Origin of the sequence: Paenibacillus qinlingensis (genome assembly GCF_013204845.1) — a bacterium.
Lineage (GTDB): Bacteria > Bacillota > Bacilli > Paenibacillales > NBRC-103111 > Paenibacillus_E > Paenibacillus_E qinlingensis.
Genome location: NZ_JABMKY010000002.1, coordinates 332,031 through 355,261 on the forward strand (window position 1 = coordinate 332,031; position 23,231 = coordinate 355,261).

The 23,231-nt window shown below is 43.9% G+C and carries 19 protein-coding genes and 1 riboswitch; of the genes, 3 read left to right on the top strand and 16 right to left on the bottom strand.

Annotation, left to right across the window (positions count from 1 at the left end):
- Window positions 1–80: 80 nt before the first annotated feature.
- The 5 genes from HQN88_RS04890 to HQN88_RS04910 all read right to left on the bottom strand — a co-directional run bounded on the left by HQN88_RS04890 (window position 81) and on the right by HQN88_RS04910 (window position 4,037).
- Window positions 81–611, bottom strand: a complete 531-nt coding sequence (locus HQN88_RS04890) for a hypothetical protein (protein ID WP_173109115.1) — start codon at window positions 609–611, stop codon at window positions 81–83.
- Between the two features lie 70 nt (window positions 612–681).
- Window positions 682–1,638 (bottom strand): D-2-hydroxyacid dehydrogenase family protein, encoded by a 957-nt coding sequence (locus HQN88_RS04895; RefSeq protein ID WP_173109116.1) that lies wholly within the window; start codon window positions 1,636–1,638, stop codon window positions 682–684.
- A gap of 21 nt (window positions 1,639–1,659) precedes the next feature.
- Complete coding sequence (locus HQN88_RS04900; RefSeq protein ID WP_173109117.1) at window positions 1,660–2,643, bottom strand: glycoside hydrolase family 43 protein; 984 nt, start codon at window positions 2,641–2,643, stop codon at window positions 1,660–1,662.
- Between the two features lie 47 nt (window positions 2,644–2,690).
- Window positions 2,691–3,200, bottom strand: coding sequence for a GrpB family protein (locus tag HQN88_RS04905; RefSeq protein WP_173109118.1), 510 nt, complete (start codon window positions 3,198–3,200; stop codon window positions 2,691–2,693).
- A gap of 42 nt (window positions 3,201–3,242) precedes the next feature.
- Window positions 3,243–4,037 carry a Nif3-like dinuclear metal center hexameric protein gene (locus HQN88_RS04910; protein ID WP_173109119.1) on the bottom strand — a complete coding sequence of 265 codons (795 nt, stop codon included), beginning with the start codon at window positions 4,035–4,037 and terminating at the stop codon, window positions 3,243–3,245.
- A gap of 289 nt (window positions 4,038–4,326) precedes the next feature.
- Between HQN88_RS04910 and mreB the strand changes: the two genes are divergently transcribed.
- Entirely contained in the window at window positions 4,327–5,373 is a 1,047-nt protein-coding gene (gene mreB / locus HQN88_RS04915) for a rod shape-determining protein (RefSeq protein WP_173109120.1), read from the top strand.
- A 51-nt stretch (window positions 5,374–5,424) separates the two neighbouring features.
- Here mreB and HQN88_RS04920 read toward each other — a convergent pair whose 3' ends face one another.
- The 7 genes from HQN88_RS04920 to icmF all read right to left on the bottom strand — a co-directional run bounded on the left by HQN88_RS04920 (window position 5,425) and on the right by icmF (window position 15,715).
- Window positions 5,425–6,819 (bottom strand): sensor histidine kinase, encoded by a 1,395-nt coding sequence (locus HQN88_RS04920; protein WP_173109121.1) that lies wholly within the window; start codon window positions 6,817–6,819, stop codon window positions 5,425–5,427.
- Between the two features lie 226 nt (window positions 6,820–7,045).
- Window positions 7,046–7,993, bottom strand: coding sequence for a diguanylate cyclase domain-containing protein (locus tag HQN88_RS04925; RefSeq protein WP_173109122.1), 948 nt, complete (start codon window positions 7,991–7,993; stop codon window positions 7,046–7,048).
- A gap of 157 nt (window positions 7,994–8,150) precedes the next feature.
- Window positions 8,151–9,839 (bottom strand): methyl-accepting chemotaxis protein, encoded by a 1,689-nt coding sequence (locus tag HQN88_RS04930; RefSeq protein WP_173109123.1) that lies wholly within the window; start codon window positions 9,837–9,839, stop codon window positions 8,151–8,153.
- A gap of 68 nt (window positions 9,840–9,907) precedes the next feature.
- Window positions 9,908–10,005, bottom strand: a riboswitch (guanidine-I (ykkC/yxkD leader).
- Window positions 10,006–10,134: 129 nt separating this feature from the next.
- Window positions 10,135–10,395: a polysaccharide deacetylase family protein gene (locus tag HQN88_RS04935; RefSeq protein WP_173109124.1), complete on the bottom strand. Its 261-nt coding sequence runs from the start codon at window positions 10,393–10,395 to the stop codon at window positions 10,135–10,137.
- A 24-nt stretch (window positions 10,396–10,419) separates the two neighbouring features.
- Entirely contained in the window at window positions 10,420–11,034 is a 615-nt protein-coding gene (locus tag HQN88_RS04940) for a polysaccharide deacetylase family protein (RefSeq protein WP_173109125.1), read from the bottom strand.
- 544 nt (window positions 11,035–11,578) lie between these two features.
- A complete protein-coding gene (locus tag HQN88_RS04945; RefSeq protein WP_216855631.1) occupies window positions 11,579–12,346 on the bottom strand; it encodes a sugar phosphate isomerase/epimerase family protein in 768 nt (255 codons plus the stop codon).
- A gap of 90 nt (window positions 12,347–12,436) precedes the next feature.
- Window positions 12,437–15,715: a fused isobutyryl-CoA mutase/GTPase IcmF gene (gene icmF / locus HQN88_RS04950; protein WP_173109126.1), complete on the bottom strand. Its 3,279-nt coding sequence runs from the start codon at window positions 15,713–15,715 to the stop codon at window positions 12,437–12,439.
- A gap of 175 nt (window positions 15,716–15,890) precedes the next feature.
- Between icmF and HQN88_RS04955 the strand changes: the two genes are divergently transcribed.
- Window positions 15,891–17,330 (top strand): sigma-54 interaction domain-containing protein, encoded by a 1,440-nt coding sequence (locus HQN88_RS04955; protein ID WP_173109127.1) that lies wholly within the window; start codon window positions 15,891–15,893, stop codon window positions 17,328–17,330.
- A gap of 118 nt (window positions 17,331–17,448) precedes the next feature.
- Window positions 17,449–18,846 carry a lysine 2,3-aminomutase gene (gene kamA / locus HQN88_RS04960; protein ID WP_173109128.1) on the top strand — a complete coding sequence of 466 codons (1,398 nt, stop codon included), beginning with the start codon at window positions 17,449–17,451 and terminating at the stop codon, window positions 18,844–18,846.
- Between the two features lie 348 nt (window positions 18,847–19,194).
- Here kamA and HQN88_RS04965 read toward each other — a convergent pair whose 3' ends face one another.
- Genes HQN88_RS04965 through HQN88_RS04980 form a run of 4 tightly spaced genes read right to left on the bottom strand, consistent with a single transcriptional unit; the run spans window position 19,195 to window position 23,231 of the window.
- Window positions 19,195–20,484: a peptidase gene (locus HQN88_RS04965; RefSeq protein WP_420794199.1), complete on the bottom strand. Its 1,290-nt coding sequence runs from the start codon at window positions 20,482–20,484 to the stop codon at window positions 19,195–19,197.
- Between the two features lie 34 nt (window positions 20,485–20,518).
- Entirely contained in the window at window positions 20,519–21,181 is a 663-nt protein-coding gene (locus HQN88_RS04970; protein ID WP_173109129.1) for a 3-oxoacid CoA-transferase subunit B, read from the bottom strand.
- Window positions 21,148–21,882, bottom strand: coding sequence for a CoA transferase subunit A (locus tag HQN88_RS04975; RefSeq protein WP_420794200.1), 735 nt, complete (start codon window positions 21,880–21,882; stop codon window positions 21,148–21,150). The genes HQN88_RS04970 and HQN88_RS04975 overlap by 34 nt, the downstream gene beginning before the upstream one ends.
- The gene (locus tag HQN88_RS04980; protein WP_173109130.1) at window positions 21,879–23,231 is read right to left on the bottom strand and encodes an aspartate aminotransferase family protein; all 1,353 of its coding nucleotides are present in this window, start codon (window positions 23,229–23,231) and stop codon (window positions 21,879–21,881) included. The genes HQN88_RS04975 and HQN88_RS04980 overlap by 4 nt, the downstream gene beginning before the upstream one ends.

The window sequence follows — 23,231 nt, forward strand, 5'->3', positions numbered from 1 at the left end:
AACTTTGCCATAATGCATGTGTATGTAAAAAACCTGAGACATAGTCTCAGGCTCCATTTTCTGATTCTTTTATCAATACACTACACAGACATAAATCGGATCAACCCTAATATTGCGAAACCGAATAACACAGTACCAGCACCAATCCCCGTTATTGCACTATTCGCCACTTGGAGTTTAGGAGCAACACGTATAGCAATAATCGAAACGGCTACCATTAACGCGGCAAGTATCCATAAGCTTGGATCATCAAATACACTTTTCAAGCTAATGAAATGAATGCCTACAATGAATGCGATCCAAGGGGCGACATAGGCTTTACGTTTTTTCCGGATCAGTACAACCGCACCTGCACCACCCAGAATAAATTCAGCGTAAAAAGAAATGAGATAATTTCGGAAGGCGGATGATTCCGCTAATGCCGAGGGTTCCTCCCAGTTCTTAATGCTTAAATAAACACCAATTAAACAAATGATAAGAGCAATCCCAGAAGCGATGCCAAGATACAATCGCCAACTAGATCTCGGATTTTCTTGCGCCCAACCGAACCAGACAAAGCTGAACATACCGAATACAGAAGCATACATGGCATAATCCCTCACGTATTCCACTTTCACACCTCCTCGTTTCCTAGTTCTTGAGCTCCTCTTCTTCTCTGCCCTCAATAGTTAATGTGATTAATTAATTCAACCGTCGAACCGGTGCTCCTGATAAATAAGCTTCAATATCTTCTACCACTTGTTTGTAAAAGGCTTCATAATTCGCTTTGGCTACATAGCCGATATGTGGTGTCGCGAGCAAATTCGGAAGTGACCGATAGATATCATCCTTGGGCAAAGGTTCCACTTCGAACACATCCACTGCCGCTCCGGCGATCCATCCGCCTTGCAAAGCTTCCGCAAGTGCAGCTTGATCCACGATAGGCGCTCTTGAAGTATTGATTAGAAAGGCTGATTGCTTCATTCGCTTAAGGTCTTCCGCACGAATCAGCCCGCGTGTACGATCGCTTAAAACAAGATGAATAGACACAAAATCACTGTTCGCCATTAGCTCTTCTTTGGAATGTGCAAGTCGTACGCCAACTTCATCAGCTCGCTCTTGCGTTAAATTCTGACTCCAAGCTATTACATCCATACCAAATGCATGACCGAATTTGGCAATTTTCGTACCCAAATTACCAAGTCCAATGACCCCAAGCGTCTTGCCGTAAAGATCCGCGCCAACCGTACTTTGCCAGTGTCCACTACGAACTGCATTGTGTTCCGTGACAATGTTACGAGCAAGTCCTAATAACAGCGCCCACGTAAGTTCGGCTGTTGCATTGCCAGCCCCTCCCGTGCCGCACACGATTATGCCTTGCGACGCAGCGGCGGTCATATCGACAGAAGCGTTGCGCATGCCTGTTGTTATAAGCAACTTCAGCTTAGGAAGCTTAGCAAGCAATTCCGCGCGGAAAGGTGTCCTTTCACGCATTATGACGACAATTTCGCAGTCTGCGATCTGTTCGACCAGCTCATCAACAGAGTCGATATGCCGATCGATACGCTTGACCTCCACCTTATCCAAAATCTGCGACCAATCCGCAGCAGTCAACGCTACTTGCTGATAATCATCTAAAATTGCACAGCGTAGTTTCATAATAACGGTATCTCCTTCGTTTTAATCGATTTGGCGAGCTACTTTGAAGTTATCTCCTCTATCTTCCATTTCAAACAATTTGCATCTCGATTGAGGCATTCGAAAAGGTTGATGCAGGATTAGCAGCCAGGTTCCTTCGAATGTCTGGAACATCATACCATGACCACTGTCATCTTTCACAAGAGGAGGAAGTTGTTCCCATGGTCCTTCCAATTGACCGGTCATTGAGCGAGCGATGGTCTGTACATAACTACCCGCTTGATAACTGGACCAAAGCATCATCAACTGACCACCTGAAGTTCGGTACAATTGGCAGCCGTCCGTTACATAAACACGAATGTCACCTTCGGGAAGCGCCTCTTCGTTTTCCCAAAGCGCTTCCGACCCATTGAACAAATGAATCGGTTCACCAACCGCTCCGGATAAATCTTCCTTCAAACGTACAGCTTCGATCGTACCATCAATGGTTTGAATCCACTCATGACAGTATACCATCCAAGGTAGTCCCTTTTCGTCCACATAAAATGTTCCGTCAAGTGTCATCATTGTTTCTGGAAGAACATGGGACTCTTCATTCAGCAGTCGAAACGGTCCTTCCAATGAATCGCTAACGGCAATAACTGATCCTCTCCAATGTTTGGCGAAACCCTGAATCGGCTCCCCTTCTAATGGTCTGTCATTATTATGTAAGGTGACGAACAGATAGAATCGCCCCTTATACACATGCACTTCTGGTGCCCAAGCGCCATGCTGCGGATGAGCCCATCCTCCCTCAGGAACAGTGAATACGATGTAGGGTCCTTCCCATTCCCTTAAATTCGTACTTTTATATGTGAGGACACCGTAGCTTTCCATCCTGTGTAACCTTGGTGACCCTCCTGTGTACAAATAATAAAGACCATTCAGGCTATCTGCAAAAATGAAGGGGTCATGCGCAGGAATCTCCGACAGTTGGAGTCCTTTTTGCGGATTGTTTACATCACAAGCTGAATTGTATACAGGCATTATGAAATCAACTCCTTAATAAGGTGTGATCAAAACGGACTGTAATTCTACTCTTTTTTTGCCAAATCGATTATAGATTGAATGAAAGGTGCTTTCATCTGTGTATATGTCGCTCTATCTTCTACATATAAGGAAGCGAGGTGCTTTTTGAGCTCGGCATATGCTGCTGCTTGCTCAGGATGGCTTCTAAGATAGTTCCTGAAGAGCAGGTTATGGCTCCATTCATCACTACTCTGTTCATAAACATGAAGGTGATGTGTGCCCTTCTTCCGCGCACCCTTGCGAAAAAACCTGCGATTGGGAAAATCTAATTTAGGAACATATTCATAGCCAAGCGTTTTTAGTGGTTCAATAAATAAGTCGGCTTCATCCAGACTATTCACACTAACAGCAATATCTAAGATGGGTTTGGCAGGCATCCCAACGATCGAGGTGCTTCCGATATGCTCGATTTGATGGACATTGTTCGCTAAAACTTGAGATATCTTCTTTTTTTCACTCTCGAACTCTTCAATCCAAGCTGAATTATAGGCTTCGATGACAACTTCTTGTACCACATGCATCCCCCTTTCATTTCGGAGAAAAAGACTTCGTTTAGATTATAAAACTTGAAAAATCGGTTTTTCTTTCACATAATGAACAGGAATCTCGCTGTACATGCTTCTAAGTTTATTTGCCAGGATTTCCATACCCGGTTCTTCACTCTCTGCATGACCTAATACGATTAATGCCTTATGTCTACCTTGATGGACAGCATCCCTAACGTACTCAGGCGTTTCCCATTCAGGACCTTCCCCATACATAATAAGATCCAATTGCTCTCTCTCAAACAGCGGAAGCGCATTATGACCACCACCACGATATCCTGCGAGCAAGCCGATCTTCGAACACGCCATTTCACGATTGCCATGTGCTCTTACGAAAGTAATTCCAAGGCGTTTCTTCACATGCTCTGCAATATTGCTTACAGTTTCTATAGGTATTTGCAAGATGGAGTACGCTGCATGATGCTCTTGTACGTAAGACATCCAATCGAGTTTCTGAATCAAGCCTTCCATGATACCATCTGGTGTATAGCGATGCAAGTAATCGTGGAACCGGAATAACGCGATTCCTGATGTTTCTAAGAGCCTTCGCTTTTCCTCATAGACAGGATCGTTTTTCAGTATGGCCGTATCATCATGATGCGAAAAAAAGGGTCCTTCGTGAGCAATAATAAGATTCGCTCCCCGCCTAATTGCTTGCTCAATCACAAATTGCGTCGGCATGAAAGCGATCATAATGCCGGTCACCTCGGTATCTGGTTGGCCGAACTTCAGTGTATCGACTGTGTTCTCGAGCCTCGCGACCGGGGATATTAAACCATCGATAACGGTTTGTATGTTTATTCCCATTGTTTGTCCCTCTAATCATTCATGTATTTGCAGCTTCCAACCATAAGTATAATCAGGATACTTCCGTGCTTACCTCTGACAAAAAAGCTGCCATATAAATCGTTGTTTTCATACAATCACCGTAGTTTGAATGATTTCCTTATCATGGGATTAGTTAACTATTCGTGATCTTATAAATATTTCCTTTGTCATCAGCCCCCTTAAATCTGCAATTGAACAAGAATACTATACAGACGTGAATGCCACCTCCCCACCAAGCCTGATTACAATTCAAAGGAGGAAACAAGTAATGTTCAAACAATTTGATAAGTTATTCGGGATTGATTTAGGAACTTCCAACACAGTTATTTTCGAAAAGGGTAAGGGTATTGTGCTTAATGAACCCTCCGTTGTCGCATATGATCACCATACAGGTGAATTAATAGCCGCAGGATCGGAAGCGCAAGCGATGATTGGACGAGCACCCGCGCATGTGGATATCACGTATCCTTTAATACATGGTGTCATTGCTAATTTTGACAAGACCAGCACGATGCTGAACTATTTTATAAAAAAAATTCAAGGTAGACCCTCTTTTCTGCGTAGTTCGCAAATTTATATTACGGTGCCATGTGGCATTACGAATGTGCAAAAACGAGCCATTGAAGAAACGATCGTTCATCGGGGAGCCAAAAAAGCGATTGCAGTCGAGGAACCCATTGCAGCGGCGCTTGGAGCTGGGCTTTTGCTCGACGAACCCATAGGGCATTTAGTCCTCGATATTGGTGGCGGAACCTGCCAAGTAGCCGTGTTATCACTTGGTGGCATCGTTGCAAGCCATACGATCAACCGTGGTGGCCTTTCAATCGATCGTGATATTATGGATTATGTGAAACGTCAATATAACATGGAAATTGGTGAACGAACCGCTGAGCTCATCAAAAAAGAAATCGGAACAGCTATCCTTACAACGGATGAACGCTCGATAGAGATCCGTGGACGTGATTTGGTTCATGGTTTACCTCGCTCTATCCGATTGGTCTCAAGCGAAATATACACGGTAGTTAATGAATTCTTAGATGCATTGATCGAAGCCATCAGGGCTACGTTAGAACTTTGTCCGCCAGAACTGGCAGGCGATGTCATGGAACAAGGGATCTTGCTTTGCGGTGGCGGGGCGTTGCTAGAAGGAATTGATGAACGTATTCGCGCGGATACTGGCGTTGCCGTTCATATTGCAGAACATCCACTCGAATGCACAGCACTGGGAACAGGATTAATGCTCGGTGTATATAGATCGAAGAGCAAACCTCTTATGAAGGAAAATTCGACTGAAGAACAAATCGCTGTAAGTTAATAATAAAAAGCTTAGTCTGCGAGGCGATGTCCCGTTGACTAAGCTTTTTGATTATACGGACCAAAGTGGCATGATCACTTTCAGCTCCGTACCTTCTGCCGTACTATTTACGATTTCAATATAACCGCCATGTGAGTTAATAATGCGCTGCGAAATTGACAAGCCTAAACCCATACCTGCTTTTTTGGTTGTATGGAATGGTGTGAAAATGTGATCCCATTCATCTTGAGGAATACCAGAGCCAGTGTCTGAGAGCAGGATATGAATCTCATTATTTTTCGTATAATAGTCAATCTTGAGAACCTTTCGAACGGACTTCTCCATGGCATCAATACTATTATTGATTAAATTGATAAAGACTTGTCTTACTTTATCTCGATCTATTGAAACGATAATATTTTTATGAGAGTTGAATTCAATGCATACATTCTTTTCTTTCGTATGGATGGAAGTCAAGGCAATGGATTCATGAAGCACATCCAGAATGTCAGCTTCTTCCGTTTGAATTTTGCCACTTTTGATAAAATGATTATAGTTTGTAAGAATGCTGTTCATATGGTCGCCAGCAATGCCAATATGATTAATCATCCCTTTGGCGCTGCCATCCAACTCCTCATTTCGTGATAAGAGGTCGGAATATCCTTTCACGACAGTAAGCGGATTATTAATTTCATGAATGAGTCCAGAAGTCGATATTTCAATTTGTTCTTCTTTCTCTTTCCTTTTCAAAATTTGCGACGTATCTCTGATCATTCTTGTACTCATATGAACAAAAATAAAGAAGATAATGATAGAAAACATCATGACGGCAATTTGGCTTGAATAAATGAAAGTGCCTGCTTGTAAATTCAATACGCCGATCATATACGTTAAAAGGAAAGTAAGACTAAATAAAGTCAGGAAATTTCTCACATATTTATCTGTTACTTTTCTACTTGCAATTAATGTTAATAGAATACTTACAACCAATAATTTAATGTGGTTAACAAATAAACTGCCCCATTCACCATAGATCGGGTACAAGACGGTAACCTGATTTCCGATACCTTGAATTGACTTTAACCCAAGTACACCAAGATCTGTCCAATTGATGATATAAATAAATACAGACCACAAACCATACGCGGTAAGCGTATACTTATTTATGATGAGATTCATCCATTGAGCTTCATCCTTCGATAGATGTTTTAATGAAATATAGCCAACATATAGAAAAGCTGGAGGAAGCATAATCGAACCCATTCGCAAGAGTTGGAACAGAAATAAGATCGAATCTGTTTTCAAAATGTCGTTGCTATATAACACACTGACATCTAATTGCCATATACTCATGAAGCACATGAAAAGTACCATGGCATTGGTTAGTTTCGTTTTAAACAACATTTTGCAAGATAATCCGAGAAACAGAGGCACCAAAGACATAGCAGCCATTAGAATAAAATTCATAAATGATCCTACTTTCAATATCACAATTGTTTAATAATTTCCGCATACGTCTAAGTTGTTATTGCGATATCTAGCACATTCCTGAAAAAAAGACCTACAACCAAGGGTGGTTGTAAGCCAGTTATTATGACTCCGTGAATTATAGCATATATCTCACATCTCGTGGAATAGGTGTTCTTACACATATTTTTGGAAAAATGATGCTCAAATGTGTGGTCCTGCCCATTTAGAAAAATTGATATCCGTTCTTTCCGTTTGCTTTAGCCCGATATAAGGCATTATCCGCATTTTTAAGTAACGTTTTTAACAGGTTGTTGTCATCTGCCGGATATATCACTATGCCAATGCTAACTGATAAATTGAACGCTTCTAACTGGGTATCCCAAGTTGATAACCTTGAAAGTAAAAAATCTGCTAGTTTACTAATTTCTTCGCGGCTTGTGAGATCAACTAAATTAACTATGAATTCATCTCCGCCTAATCTAACCGCAAAACCATGACGCTGTTGAATGAAATTCTCAAGTCTTAATGCGACTTCTCTTAAAACTAAATCCCCAGTTTCATGTCCGTACAAGTCATTTACCTTCTTAAAACCATCCAAATCTAGAAACAATAATGCGCCTCCAGTGGTGGAGATGTCTTCGAAATATTTATAAAGAAACTGCCGATTATAAAGTCCCGTTAAGGAATCCCTGTAGGCAAGTCGTTCCAAATCTAAATAGTAGGAGAATAACTTAGCTATTCTTTGGAGCATGGTTATGCTCTTTTTGCTGATTTTTTTGGCATTTGTATGAACGGCACACAAGGTCCCAAAAGTATCTCCATTCGATAGAATAATGGGAATTCCTAGATAAGAATTAATATTAGCGGCAACAAGCGCTTGCCTTAAATCATCTAACTTCGTTTCTCTACCCATATCTTCAAAAACTAATGGTGTATTGTTCTCGAAATCAATTCGGTTACAAACCGTTTCATTAATCTCGATAACCATACCTTCATTTATCCCGATATTTACGTTAATTTCCGATAGTTTTAAGATGATTTGTTGTTTCTTGGTAAAAGAAGTCAAATAAATCAAACGATCCGGCATCGTTTCTTTGGCCATCTCTAGAATATCTTTTGCAAGCTCATCAAAGTTTTTATAAAATTGCAATTCATTTAGTGCTATTAGCATCGTAATCACACTCCACAATTTGATTTAAGCACTTTTCCGATGCTACCTTGTATTCAACAGAAAAAGACTCTACACCTGCTTAGAACAATCTTGCCTTACCGTTGGATGCACAAAAAAAAACGAACCAGCGCATGAAGCGCTAGCTCGTATTCTTCAATTAAATGTGAAAACGTTGAATCTGTATATGCAATTCATTCGCAACCTGGGTTAGTGTTGCCGCATGTTCCGTTGCGATTTCTACGGTTTCTAATTGTTTTTGCACCATATCAGACACAAACTTCGTGTCTCTGCCAGTATGCTTACTAATATCAGCTGCTTCGCTGAATGATGCATAGATTTGCTCTGATCCCGCGGCCATCTGTTGTGAAACGCCGGATACTTCTAGTGTATTTTGAAAGATTAGCTGGATATCGTTGCGAATTTTCTCAAACAATTCTCCCGCATGCTCCATGCTTGCTAGGCCTGTACTGACCTCTGCCCCTCCTTGATCCATTGCCACATCTGCTTCCGTTAAGTCCGCTTGAATTTGCCCAATCAATTGTGTGATATGTTCAGCCGATTGCGCGCTCTGACTAGCAAGCTTTCTAACCTCGTCAGCTACAACAGCGAAGCCTCTACCGTGCTCTCCAGCATGGGCAGCTTCAATAGCTGCATTAAGGGCCAAAAGATTCGTTTGGTCGGCTACCTCTCGCATCCATTCAATCACCTGATAGATGGCTTGTGATTTCGCGTTCACTTTCTTCACGGCTTGATTCGCATGCTGCACGGATTCTGTAAGTGCATACATACCGGCTACTGCAGATGCAATGGATTTACTCCCCATCGTTGCTAGTGAAACAGATTGTTCCGATTGCATAGCCATCGTCGACATATGATCAGCGACTCGTTGGATGTCTGAAGCTATTTCCCCCATGGCATGCGAGCTCTCTTCGATCCCTTTGGCTTGTGAATTCGCCCCTTCCGCCATATTCACCGCTTTCTGATCAATATCACGTGTAATCTTTGACGTTTGCTCGGAGGACGAGACTAAATACTTTGTTGCAAGATTAACTCTGTCGGCAGATTCCCTCACTTGGTGAATGAGTCCTTGAATCATATCCATCATCCTGTTAAAAGATTGCGCTAATAGGGCAATTTCATCTTTGCCTTGGATTTGAATTCGATCTCGTAAATCACCAGAACTTCCTGATAACTCGTCCAGTTTGGATTTCACTTGGTTCATCCGAAAAAGGATATGCCTAGTTACCCATAATGCGATAAGTATTGCCGTTAAAATAGAACATGCCAGCACCACAAGTGCAATTGCCGACCGTTGCTTCACTAGAGTTGCAGTTTGAAGGGAACGTTCCTCGATATGCTGTTCCTGCAAGTGTTGAAATCGGTTTAATAAATCAGCAAATTGTATCCGAAGCTCCGCATAATCACCTGCAAAAATGCGCAACGTCTGCGCTTTATCGCTTGCTGCGAGTTCCATCATTTTGGTTTCCAACTCAATCAATTTTACATTACCCGCATCCAAATCACGAAAGATCTGCCTCTCTTCTTCTGTCTGCAGGAGGCTAACCGTTTCCTTGATGTGGTTATCGATTTGTATAGCATAATTGTTATAAGTATCGCTTTCCAACTTGTTTCCAGGATCAATAATTATCCCTCTCACCGCATCCGTTAACCGGATATCTTCGTATCGTATTTGATTAGCCAGGTTAAGTAAATGAACGTCATCATGTGCAAATCGTTCAAATGAAGAAGACGTCTGACGAAGTGACGCATATAGAATGGAAAGCGAAATTAAAAATAATCCAACAATTACGCCAAAACCTAACAAAAGCTTTCTTCTAATCGTCATCAGAACCCCTCCAATAAGTCACTTTATCCAAAGATAAAATAAAAGCCCGAAAGGTATCAGAATCGATAACCTCCCGGGCTTTTATCCCTCCGTGAACACAGCGTGCTGTGTGTTTTCTCTCGGACCTGACCGGCGGTTACGCCGCGGAACCCTAGAAAACTTTTATTATGTTAGATAATATAACATATAATTCGACATAATCAAACAAAAAGTTTACCTGATTATGAATGCGTGATTTAACCTAACATGAAACGTTTTTTTTTCACAAGATATCCTGATGCTCCATGCATACTGACTATTTCTGATCGTACACTTGCATCTTTTTAAGCAAAACATCGGAAGAGACATAGGGCATCCCTGCACTAATGCGTGAAATTTCCTCACTGTTCCCTGTGTTAATGTCCTCCCTCGTCGTAAAAAATAAAGAAAATCCAAGTAGTTTCGCTTCCTCAACTACAGACTGATTGTATTCCCCTAATGGGAAACAAAGGAATGAGAACTGATTGTGAAGCTTGGTCTTCAGAAATACCTCACCCAACAACAAGTCTTCTCTCACGCGCTGCTTCCTCTCTTCATCCGTCTACGTTCTTTTCTCTTTAGGCAACCAGATTCGATTCGACAGAAGAGGTACTAAATTACCAGACTCATCCCGTTTTTTCTGATGCAAATCATAGGTATGTGAGTAAAAACTATAGCCATCACGTCTCATTTCAATGATTTGACTCCAAGTCAGAAAAGGCAAGGATGGATTATCGGTGTCTACATCGCTCAGGATAAGGAAATTCGTCGCCGAATAGCCCATCTGTTTCAGCAGAGGATATGCTTTGTCATAAAATGATCGGTAACCATCGTCAAACGTAATCACCACCGCGTTCGGAGGTAATGTGGACCGATGTGCGTGGAAGCAAGCGTAGTCCTCGATGGAAACAACATTGTAGTGCTTATCTTTAAGAGCCTGCAGGTGCTGCTTGAATTTGGAAGGTGTAATTGTGATGAAAGACTCCTGATCATCGAGATGATGATAGGTTAGAAACAATGCTTTATTTTTGTAGTGAATGGAATTGGTGTCTATGTTGCCCTTTGTGGCAGCATTTATTTGTGAAGCCGAACATAGGGAATCCAGTGGATTTGCATGTTGATCCGTGTGTGTCCAACCCCCTGTGAGCAGCAGCATGAGCATGAAGTATACAGGCAAATATGATCGACCTCCCTAACGGTTCCTGTACTATCCCTACAATATACTCACGGAGATTACAGTTAGAACGTTAAGGCAACAAGTCTGTATTAGCTGCATGAACTACTTCACCTCATTACAACACTACGATCCATTTAGCATTTGCCCGAGAGCAGCTTTAGTCCGATTATGCCGACTTAAAATGAGAACTACGCGGAGGAAATCACCTATAATCCGATTATTCCGAACTAAATCCCCATTTTCAGTGCGCTAGCGTTGATATGGTCGATTTAGTTGGGCAAAGTCTGACTAATTATGATTTATTGTCGCGTGCAGCATGATTAATTCGGCAAATTTGGACTATAGTTGCTGGTTAGTAGACAGACTGAAATTGAACGAGATTATCGATTGAGACTAGATAGAATTGACTAATTTCATGCGAGGCAGAGTCTTTGCGGCTCTGTAACTCGATTTTTTCGAGTTACGGGTGTGCGACACCGCACTTCAAAAGCAAAAAGGAGCCAAGCGCACGCATGCGCCAAGCTCCTTATTCACTCAAACAAATCTATTCCTTTAAACCTAATCGAGCAAGGTTCGCGTAACTAATCTCCAAGCTTTCGAACGGATTACGTCCATAGCAGTCGTCCTGCTCGACAGCCGCCCATTCCACGCCGATTTCCTCGCAGGCTTGAATAATGCCTCTGAAATTCATATTCCCTTCACCGACTTCGGCGAAACGCTGTTTCCGATCTGGCGTTATACACATATCCTTGAAATGGACAACTTTCATTCGTCCGTCCACTTTGCGAATCCACTCGATGGGATCGGCTCCACCAGCCTGCACCCAATACACGTCTAATTCAAAATCCACCGCTTCGGGATCAGACTCGTCGAATAGAATCTCCATACCCGTTTTTCCATCATAGTTGGCAAATTCGAAATCATGGTTATGATAGATGAACTGTAAACCAGCACTTTTCAATTGTCTGCCAAAATCAGATGCTTGCTTGGCAAAGGTTGCGTAACCCTGACTTGTTTCGCGGAATTCCGGTGGAAGTCCACCTAAACCAACATACTTACAATCCCAAGCCAAATGTTTCTCAATGACCGAGTCCATATCGTTTAACAAATCGTTATACCCGATATGGGTAGCACAAATGCTCAAACCTGCTTGATCCGTAAGCGCTTTAAACTCATGAATACCAATAGGGCCTACACCTGACGCTTGCACGGAGTTGTACCCCATTTGCTTCACTTTCTTCAAACTGTCGCTAATGTCCTGAGGGGTTTGCAGAAAGTTACGAACTGTATACAATTGCGTGGCGATTTTCATTCATCTCACTCCATTCAACATATTTGGTTCTTTACATATATAACATGGAATGGACGGATGAGCTATATGATTCTATTATTTTTTTCAAATTTACATATTTCTGCGATACTGTCCGCCTACTTCATATAAGGCATTGGTGATTTGCCCGAGCGATGCTACTTGAACCGTTTCCATCAGTTCTTCGAATAGGTTTCCGTTATTGCGGGCCGTCTGCTTTAATCGTTCAAGAGCTGCAGGACACGCGAACTTGTGCTGTTCATGAAACGCTAGAAGCCCAGCAATTTGCGTTTCCTTCTCCTCAATGGTTGAACGTGCCAACTCCATATCGACAGCAGGCTGATCATCGCTCGGCTTAATGAACGTATTCACACCGATAATCGGCAGCTCTCCGCTATGCTTTTTGCCTTCATACAAAAGTGATTCTTCTTGGATCTTACCGCGTTGATATTGGGTTTCCATGGCCCCTAACACGCCGCCACGTTCATGAATTCGCTCGAACTCAACTAACACGGCTTCCTCTACAAGATCCGTTAGATCATCCACTATAAAAGCGCCTTGCAGTGGATTCTCGTTTTTCGTTAAGCCTAATTCCTTATTAATGATCAATTGAATCGCCATCGCTCTGCGTACGGAATTCTCTGTCGGCGTCGTAATTGCTTCATCATAGGCGTTCGTATGCAAGGAATTGCAATTATCGTAAATCGCCATGAGTGCTTGCAGACTGGTACGGATATCATTGAAATCCATCTCCTGCGCATGTAAGGAGCGGCCTGACGTTTGAATATGGTACTTTAACTTCTGACTACGCTCATTACCGCCATATTGATTTCGGATGACTGTAGACCAGATACGGCGTGCAACCCTGCCCATGACGGTATATTCCGGGTCGAGTCCGTTGCTGAAAAAATAAGATAAATTCGGCGCAAACTCGTCGACATGCATACCGCGGCTCAAATAATATTCTAGAAATGTAAATCCATTTGCTAATGTAAAAGCTAACTGCGTTATGGGGTTTGCTCCCGCTTCTGCAATATGATACCCGCTAATAGAGACGGAATAGTAGTTTTGCACCTTATGATCTATAAAATATTGCTGCATATCACCCATCATTTTCAATGCGAATTCTGTTGAGAATATGCACGTATTTTGCCCTTGATCCTCTTTCAAAATATCCGCTTGCACGGTACCACGAACGGTTTGAAGCGTCGACGCTTTTATTTGAGCATACTCTTCATCCGTAGGTTGATTCCCTGTGTTCTGAACAAATTTTTGTACTTGCTGCTGAATCGCCGTGTTCATGAACATGGCCAAAATCATCGGCGCAGGTCCATTAATGGTCATAGAAACGCTTGTGGAAGGATGACATAAATCAAATCCAGCATACAGCTTAGTCATATCAGTTAATGTGCACACATTTACTCCACTATTCCCTATTTTCCCATAAATATCGGGGCGATAATCGGGATCATGACCGTATAAGGTGACACTGTCAAATGCCGTTGACAATCGTTTCGCTTCTTCATTTTGACATAAATAGTGGAATCGTCGGTTGGTGCGCGCTGGTGTTCCTTCACCGGCAAATTGCCGCTTAGGCTCTTCATTCGTTCGTTTAAAAGGAAACACGCCTGCCGTGAAAGGAAAGTATCCTGGCAAATTTTCTTTCAGCAACCACTGAAGGATTTCCCCCTCATCTTCGTACCTCGGCAAACTGATTTTGGGTATCTTATTTCCAGATAGCGATTCAGTAAACAAGGCAGATCTTAACTCACGATCGCGAACGCGAGTAACGAGTTCATCCTGTGTGTAGGTGTCACGAATTTGCGGCCATTCTTGAAGCAGCTTGAGACATGATGGATGAAGATATACCTGATAATGTGCGATCATGTCATCGATCTTGCCTAACATCGCCTCTGCTTCTTCCCCGGAGTTAAACAAACTAGGATGCTCAGATAGCATCAGTGCTTTCGTTCCCCGTAGTTGATATAATTTACGCGCAATCCCTACCTGCTCAATTGTAAATCTTTTATACGTGCGGATCGTTCGCACGATGTCTCCGAGGTAACCGGTACGATTGGGTGGTATGATCACATTCTTGCTTGAAACCAGTTGCAAATTCTCTTGCTCATCGATTGGCCAATCTCCGCCAGTTTTCATTGCAATGAGCTTCATAACTTCATTGAATAGAACAATTGTTCCTGTGTCATTGAATTGACTAGCCATCGTGCCAAATACAGGCATTTCCTGAACAGGAGTATCAAATAAACCGTGACTTCTTTGGAATTGTTTACGCACATCACGCAAAGCGTCCTCGGAACCACGTCGATCAAATTTATTGATAACTACCATATCGGCGTAATCGATCATATCTATTTTCTCCAACTGAGTCGCTGCACCAAATTCACTTGTCATCACATACATCGCCACATCACATAGCTTTACGATCGCGGAATCACCTTGTCCAATCCCACTGGTCTCCACGATCACCATCTGATAACCAGCAGCTTGAACCACTTGTATGGCTTCCTTGGTCGCAAGACTTAGTTCAGACTTCGCGCCTCGAGTTGCTAAGCTGCGCATATACACCCTCGGGCTGTTGATAGCATTCATACGGATTCGGTCACCCAGGAGTGCACCACCTGTTTTCATTTTGGAAGGATCAATTGATATGATTGCAATGCTTCTATCTGGATAACGGGCGAGAAACCGCCTTACAAGCTCATCCGTCAGCGTACTCTTCCCTGCCCCTCCTGTACCTGTGATGCCCAGTACCGGTGCCTGAGAGGCTTGTTTATTAGCTATAATGGATACTAATTGCTCCCATTGTTCGGTGCCAGCAACTTCCTCAGCCGCAGTTATCATGCTCGCTACCAAGCTCCAATGATTTTCTTTTGAAATGTGTAAGTCATCTATATGAGATGGAAGCTGCCTTGGCGTAGGGTAATCAACTTCTCGAATCATGTGATTGATCATCCCTTGAAGCCCAAGTTCTCGTCCATCGTCGGGGGAGAAGATTTTGGCAATACCATATTGGTGCAAATGATGGATCTCGGAGGGAACAATGACGCCTCCACCGCCTGCGAATATTTTAATGTGCCCGGCACCTTTTAGCTGAAGAAGGTCAAACATATAAGTCAAATATTCAATATGCCCCCCTTGATAGGTGCTTATTGCAATACCTTGCACATCTTCTTGGATGGCTGCATGGACGACTTCCTGGGCGGATCGATTGTGACCCAGATGGATCACTTCAACTCCTGACGCTTGTAAAATCCTACGTATAATATGAATGGTCGCATCATGTCCATCAAACAAAGCTGCCGCCGTAACAAATCGTACTGGATTCTTGGGCCGATAGACTTGTGTGTTCACAGGAAACCCACCTTTTTATCAATGTCGTCGTAGAAGCATCCAAGCATTGTTATTGCGTTTCACTCGATTTCTATGCAGATCAGCTGCAAATCATGTCCGTGTCATGTTTCCTGGCTTACGATCATAAGCTGTTAATTGAACCACTGAACCATCCTTCGTGAGGCGGGTGAACCAAATGTCCGAGCAGAACGATCATGGATCGAAATATTTTGAGCAGATGCTGACGATCATTGATGTCGGTGTTCACCTAATTGATAACAAGGGAATCACTATTTTTTATAATGAGAAGATGGCAGAGACGGATGGTTTCAAAAGGGAACAAGTGATAGGGAAAAACTTCTTTGACCTCTTCCCTTCACTAACGAACGAAACAAGCACTTTCATGAAAGTATTACAAACAGGAATTGAAATCCGCGAAAAAATTCAAACGTATGTGAACGTAACTGGGAGAAGAATTACAACCATTAATAGTACGTATCCCCTTCTGGACAATGGCGAAATCATCGGCGCTTTAGAAGTAGCCAAGGATATCACAAGTATTGTTCATCTCCATGATCAGATCTTGGATCTTAGGCATCAAATCTACGAATCACCGTCCAAGGATAAAAAAAATGCAAGCGCTGCCCGTTACCATTTCAGTGATTTAATCGGGCAAAGTGAAACCTTCTTGCATACCATCGCTTTCGCTAAAAAGGCATCACGAACAAGCTCGCCCGTTCTGATATCAGGACCAACGGGCACAGGAAAGGAATTGTTCGCCCAAAGTATTCACAATGCAGGTGCCCGTCGGAACCGACTATTTATTGCTCAGAACTGCGCAGCAGTGCCTAACGAGCTGATGGAAGGGATTATGTTCGGAACCGCTAGAGGCGCGTTTACCGGCGCAATTGATCGCGCTGGATTATTCGAGCAAGCTAACGGGGGAACACTTTTTCTAGATGAATTAAATAGCTTGGATTTATTGCTGCAGGCCAAATTATTGCGAGTCCTGCAAGACGGCATCGTTCGCCGTGTCGGAGGAACGCATGAGCAGCAAGTCGACGTCCGCATCATTACCGCCATGAACATCGATCCGAAGGAAGCATTAGCCAAAGGCTTGCTTAGAAGCGATCTGTATTACCGGCTCAATGTCGTGAATCTGCACCTACCTCCTCTAGGTCACAGAAAAGACGATATTCCGCTCCTCATTTCCCATTTTATTAACAAATTCAATCACCTATTCGGCATGAAAATTAATGGCGTCTCCCCATCCGCGTTGGCAACCTTACTGAACTACCATTGGCCAGGCAACATACGTGAATTAAGTCATGCAATCGAATCCACCTACAATATGATGGAGCTGGAATGTGAACGAATTGAGGATCATCACCTACCCGCATATCTCCAAGGTAATACAGGAACAACTACGCTTCGATCCAGTCCTCACAGCGACCCTATAGAAGATTTCTCATCCCGTAGATTAACTGATAAAGTAAAGCAAATGGAGAAAGAAACAATTACGGATGCGTTAGCTAGTCATCAATATAACATCACGCTCACCGCGCAAGCGCTTGGGATTAAGCGCCAAGCCTTACAGTATAAGCTGAATCGGTACGGCATCCTCAGAAAGCCTTGAACATCATACGATTCATGAGACTCCGTGAGGAGTTTTTTCTTTTTAATATGGAAAATCAAATGTTGGCATCCTTCTTGCATCTTACTAATCATGAGAAGATATTCATGTTGGAGGTGCAATGATGGAACGACGTAACTGGAAGCAAGTTGAGCTATGGAAACATGTGACAGATGAGCAATGGAATGATTGGCTGTGGCAGCTGACACATACCATTCGAACGTTAGATGATCTGAAGAAGGTCGTGAATTTAACACCTGAGGAAGAAGAAGGCGTTCGCATTTCAACGCAAACGATCCCTTTAAATATTACGCCTTACTATGCCTCATTGATGAATCCCGATGATCCACGATGTCCAATTCGTATGCAATCCGTTCCAATTTCTGCTGAATTATTGAAAACCAAATATGATCTTGAAGATCCTCTTTTTGAAGATGAAGACTCCCCTACTCCTGGATTAACACATCGCTACCCTGACAGGGTGCTGTTCTTGGTAACGAATCAGTGCTCCATGTACTGCAGATACTGCACCCGCCGCCGTTTCTCGGGTCAAGTTGGGATGGGCGTTCCGAAAAAACAGCTGGATGATGCGATTGCTTATATTCGCAATACACCTGAAGTACGCGACGTCTTGCTGTCTGGTGGAGATGGTTTATTAATTAACGATAATATTTTGGAGTATATTTTGAAAAATTTGCGGGCAATCCCCCATGTGGAAATCATTCGTATCGGCACTAGGGCTCCAGTTGTTTTCCCGCAGCGAATTACGGAGCATCTGTGCAATATTATTCGCAAATATCACCCCGTATGGTTAAATACACACTTTAATCATCCTTTGGAAATTACGGAAGAAGCCAAAAAGTCCTGCGAAATGCTCGCGAACGCTGGCGTTCCTCTTGGCAATCAATCCGTCATTCTCGCAGGTATCAACGATAGTACCTATATTATGAAGAAGCTCATGCATGATCTGGTGAAGATTCGTGTACGTCCCTACTACATTTATCAATGTGATTTATCCGAGGGCATCGGCCATTTCCGCGCACCGGTTTCCAAGGGGCTTGAAATTATTGAATCACTTCGCGGTCACACTTCAGGGTATGCGGTACCTACCTTCGTCGTTGACGCGCCTGGTGGTGGAGGGAAAATCGCACTTCAACCCAACTATCTCATCTCACAAAGTCAGGATAAGGTGATTCTGCGCAATTATGAAGGTGTTATCGTGGGTTACCCCGAGCCGAAAAACTATATACCAGGCCGTGCAGACGAATATTTCAACGAAATCTATGGCATTCAAAAACAACCGGAAAGCACCGGTATTATCGCCCTCATGAAAGATGAAAAATTCAACTTAGTGCCAGAAAATTTGCGCCGAATCGGCAGAAGGAAGGCGTATCAGGATACACCAGATCACTTGTCGCTGAAAGATCGACGCCCGATGCGGGATGAAATGAAGGATAAATTGATGAAAGCTCAGCAGAAAGAGAAAAAAGTGAGTGCAACAGAGTTGCCAATTGAATAGCCGAAATTTCTGCATTTATACAGTTCAGGTCAGTGAATAACTGGATTTCCTGTAGCTAATTTGGCGAAATTTACACTCCAGAGGGAAATAACTGGATTTCCTGCAGGTAATTCAGTGATAATTCCCCAAAATGCCTCAACTTGCCTAAAATAACTGGAGGTTTTCCAGCTAAACTCAGATTTGGCGGAATCGGGTTGAAATTAGCTGTATGTTTTCCATTTATTGTGTCAGAGTGCATGAGGCGTACCTGCAGGAGCAGGTGCAAACCATCCATATATACAAAAAAGCACCTATTTGAGGTGCTTTTTTGGTGCTGCCAAACCCCCTCCGCCATCAAACACAGCATCCCTATGCCTCCGCCTCATCCAATCCACACCACTGAATGATGGTCAAGGCGATTATCTCCGCAGACTCGAATACATGTTCCATCTCAATGTACTCATTCGGATAATGCGCAACTTGTGTGATTCCTGGGCCAAAAACGATACAAGGAGTATCACCAACTTGAGTAAGCAATCCGCCGTCTGTCCCCCATGGGGAAGCTTCGATTACGGGTTCCACCTGTTTAACCGCACGGAATTGCTGCATAAGCACCTGCATGAAAGCATGTTCGGGATCGACACTGCCTGGTACCCATTGCGCGCCGAACCACTCCACACTTGGTGGATGCGCTTTGAACCAGGGATCTTTCTCACTTAGCCTCGCTATCCATCGAAGCATTTCTTCCTTAGCGCCATCAAGTGTTTCCTCTGGTGCGACACCCATACGCCCTTCCAACTTAACCGTATCGGAGACGGACGATGGCCAATTACCGCCTTGTATAACACCGATATTAATGGGAATCGGAATTGGGTTATTCGCATATAACGGATCTGTAATCCGTGCATTCCGTTCCACCTCAAGAGCTCTAATATGCTCGATGACAGCGATACTTTTCTCAATTGCACTAACGCCTTCATACCGTGTCCCACCATGCGCCGAGCGTCCTTTCACCTCAATACGGAACCACATGGAGCCCTGCTGCTTTGGAAAAATCCGCATATTGGTAGGTTCAGGAATGAGTGCTGCATCGGCTTTATAACCTTTTACAATCGCCGCTAAGGTCCCTGCCCCTCCACTTTCTTCTTCAATGACACTTTCGAAAATAACATCGCCTTTCAACTGGATACCTAGACTCTGTACAGCCTCGATAGCGATAAGCAGAGAGACGTTCCCGCCTTTCATATCTGTCGCCCCGCGACCATACAACTTCCCATCCACCACTTGACCGCTCCATGGATCATCGTGCCATTGCGCTCGATTTCCTTCTGGCACAACATCCATATGTCCATTCAACAAGAGAGAACGTCCTCCCCCGACGCCTTTCCATACTCCAACAACATTCGGACTCCCTGTAAAATGATTTCTTGGGGAGCAAAAATAGGGATGTGAAGCCAGTGCCTCACCGTCCGGTTCCCAGAGCTCTACTTCGAGTGCTAGCTCCAACAATTTATCGGCAATGAGGAATTGAGCCCTCTGCTCATTCCCCTGCGTACTGGGCATGCTTACCAACTTCCGAAGAAAATCTGTACTTTCCTCACGATGAAGACTTATCCATTCATGAATGTGCTTTTGCAACTCAACAAGATGTTTAGGCAAAGGAATTCCCTCCTTCAAGCCTTTTTCTGATAAATTACGGGATGTATAGTACGGTTTCAGGAATATGCAGGGCAGCTTCCGTATGGCGAACGACCTCTTCAACCGTGTAGGGCAACATGACTTCTTTTAAAATCAACCCTTGCTCCGAAACCTCCATAACAGCCATTTCCGTAATGATTAATTTCACACAGGCTACTGCGGTTAGAGGCAGGTCGCATTGCTTTTTAACCTTAGACTCGCCATTTCGGTTGACATGGTTCATCAGAACGATAACTTTTTTTGCTTTTTGCGCAAGCTCCATCGCTCCTCCGATTCCCGCTACCCGTTTTCCAGGTACGATCCAATTCGCCAGATCCCCTCGCTCACTTACCTCTAGCGCCCCAAGGATCGTAATATCTATACAGCCTCTTCGTATCATGGCAAAAGCGATCGCACTATCGCAATAGGAAGCACCAGGATGAATCGTGATGGGATATCCGCCTGCGTTACACAGAAAAGCGTCTTCCTCCCCAGGAAGTGGCGCACCACCAGCACTTAATATGCCATTCTCTGCATGAAAAACGACTTGAATCCCTTGGGGCACATAATCCGCAACCTTCGTCGGAATACCGATGCCTAAGTTGACGGCCATGCCATTCTTCAATTCTTGAGCAGCCCGCTTAGCTATTCGGTCGCGGGTTTCTTTTCCCATACCCATTCCCAAGTCACCCCTCTGCTCAAGATCACCATATCCACGAAAATACCTGGCGTGACGATACTTTCAGGGTCCAGCTCGCCGAGTGGAACAATTTCGTCGACTTCGGCGATCGTAATTTTGCCGGCCATGGCAACTAGCGGATTTAGATTTCTGCCGCTTTTATCGTAGATGAGATTCCCGTAAGGATCGGCTTTCCGGGCATGAACGATGGCCACATCCGCTGTCAGTGCCGGCTCTACCAGATACGTTTTCTCGTCGATAGACACAGTGTCCTTTCCTTGCTCCATGATCGTTCCGACGCCGACATCCACCAAGATTCCTCCTAATCCAACACCGCCGGCCCGAATTTTTTCACATAGTGTTCCTTGCGGGTAAAAGACGACCTCCATGGTGCCCTGCTCCATCATTTGACCAGCGTTAGGATTAGAGCCGATATGGGAAGCGATGACTTTCTTCACGCGACCTGCGGTGACTAAACATCCTATGCCGATGTGGGGAAAGCCCGTATCATTTCCAATAATGGTAAGGTTATCAACGCCTTTTTGGAGGATACCCTCGACTAATGTTGGCGGCGTTCCGATTCCTCCAAACCCGCCAAACATCAAAGTACAACCATTCGATATCGTTTCAAGAGCTTCGTCCAAGCTTCTTACTTTGCCGTCGCCTTCGTTCACACATGATTTCTCTGTTGGTACCATCATATCTCCTCCGCTGTGGATGGGGTAAGCTCCGCCATAATTTCGCGAATGGATTCAGCCAATATCCGCACAAGTTGGTCCATTTCCTCTTCGGAGATAATCAAAGGTGGTGCGATAATAATTGCATCCCCCTCTCCGTCGATCGCACCAGCAGCAGGATATATAAGTAACCCTTTCTGAAAGGCATTCTCGATGATCCGAGACGTAACACCTAAGCCAGGTGGAAATGGTCGTTTGTCAGTCCGATCCGCAATAAATTCAATGGCTAGAAGCAGCCCTTTGCCTCTCACATCACCGATTATCTCAATCCCATGTGCCAATTGTCTCAGCGAGTTCAATAGATAATCGCCTTTGCTTTCTGCTGCACTGACTAACTGGTGCTTCTCGATATACGAAAGGACAGCTAAAGATACAGCCGCAGATTGCGGATTGGCGCTGTACGTATGGCCAGACATGATGCTTTTGGTACCCTTCAGAATCGGCTCCATCACATGGTCTTTGACAAGTGTGGCTGCCATCGGTGTATAACCAGCGCTCATCCCCTTGCCCAATGCCATGAGATCCGGTTCCACTTCATAGTGCTGCATGCCGAACATAGCTCCAGTTCGAGCAATACCTGTCATGACCTCATCGGCGATGAATAAGATGTCATTCTGCTCGCAAATGGCTTTTATCTTCTTGTAGTAACCTTCTGGCGGTACAATCGCTCCCCCTGCAGCTCCGATGATCGGCTCCGCTATGAATGCAGCGATATGTTCCGCTCCGATCCGCTTGATCGCCGTTGCCAAATCATCTGCACACGCTAATTGGCAATGCCCTACCGTTTTACCCAAAGGACAGCGGTAGCAATAGGGCGGCATGACCACCGGGAAATCTTCTAATAACGGTATGAATCTCCTTCTTCTCAGAACGTGACCCGACATCGAAAGTGCACCTAGCGTGATTCCGTGATAGCTCATTCGCCTAGAAATCACTTTATTTTTTCCCGGTTTCCCTTTCTCCTGCCAATGTTGGATGGCAATCTTCATCGCTGTCTCTGTCGCTTCTGATCCGCTGTTCACAAAGAAGGTCCAGTAATCGTTGCCAGGGGCTAGATCGCTTAGCTTTTCTGCCAGTTTCTCAGCGGGCTCACTTGTGAACTGTGAACGATAGACGAAAGATACTTTGTTCGCTTGCTCCATCATCGCATCAATGATTTCTTGCACCCCGTGCCCTAAGCCAGCTGTCACTGCTCCTGAACATCCGTCGATATAGGCTTTGCCTTGTTCATCGTAGAGATAAACACCTTTCCCATATTGAATCGTGGGATAATGGTGATCCAAAACCGGTTTGATGACATACTCCCGTTTCAT

Coding starts and splice junctions, on each gene's coding strand:
- HQN88_RS04895 (WP_173109116.1), bottom strand. CDS start 1,638: ATGAAACTACGCTGTGCAATTTTAGATGATTATCAGCAAGTAGCGTTG.
- HQN88_RS04900 (WP_173109117.1), bottom strand. CDS start 2,643: ATGCCTGTATACAATTCAGCTTGTGATGTAAACAATCCGCAAAAAGGA.
- HQN88_RS04910 (WP_173109119.1), bottom strand. CDS start 4,037: ATGGGAATAAACATACAAACCGTTATCGATGGTTTAATATCCCCGGTC.
- mreB (WP_173109120.1), top strand. CDS start 4,327: ATGTTCAAACAATTTGATAAGTTATTCGGGATTGATTTAGGAACTTCC.
- HQN88_RS04920 (WP_173109121.1), bottom strand. CDS start 6,819: ATGAATTTTATTCTAATGGCTGCTATGTCTTTGGTGCCTCTGTTTCTC.
- HQN88_RS04925 (WP_173109122.1), bottom strand. CDS start 7,993: ATGCTAATAGCACTAAATGAATTGCAATTTTATAAAAACTTTGATGAG.
- HQN88_RS04930 (WP_173109123.1), bottom strand. CDS start 9,839: ATGACGATTAGAAGAAAGCTTTTGTTAGGTTTTGGCGTAATTGTTGGA.
- HQN88_RS04945 (WP_216855631.1), bottom strand. CDS start 12,346: ATGAAAATCGCCACGCAATTGTATACAGTTCGTAACTTTCTGCAAACC.
- HQN88_RS04955 (WP_173109127.1), top strand. CDS start 15,891: ATGTCCGAGCAGAACGATCATGGATCGAAATATTTTGAGCAGATGCTG.
- kamA (WP_173109128.1), top strand. CDS start 17,449: ATGATGGAACGACGTAACTGGAAGCAAGTTGAGCTATGGAAACATGTG.
- HQN88_RS04970 (WP_173109129.1), bottom strand. CDS start 21,181: ATGGGTATGGGAAAAGAAACCCGCGACCGAATAGCTAAGCGGGCTGCT.
- HQN88_RS04975 (WP_420794200.1), bottom strand. CDS start 21,882: ATGATGGTACCAACAGAGAAATCATGTGTGAACGAAGGCGACGGCAAA.
- HQN88_RS04980 (WP_173109130.1), bottom strand. CDS start 23,231: ATGAAACGGGAGTATGTCATCAAACCGGTTTTGGATCACCATTATCCC.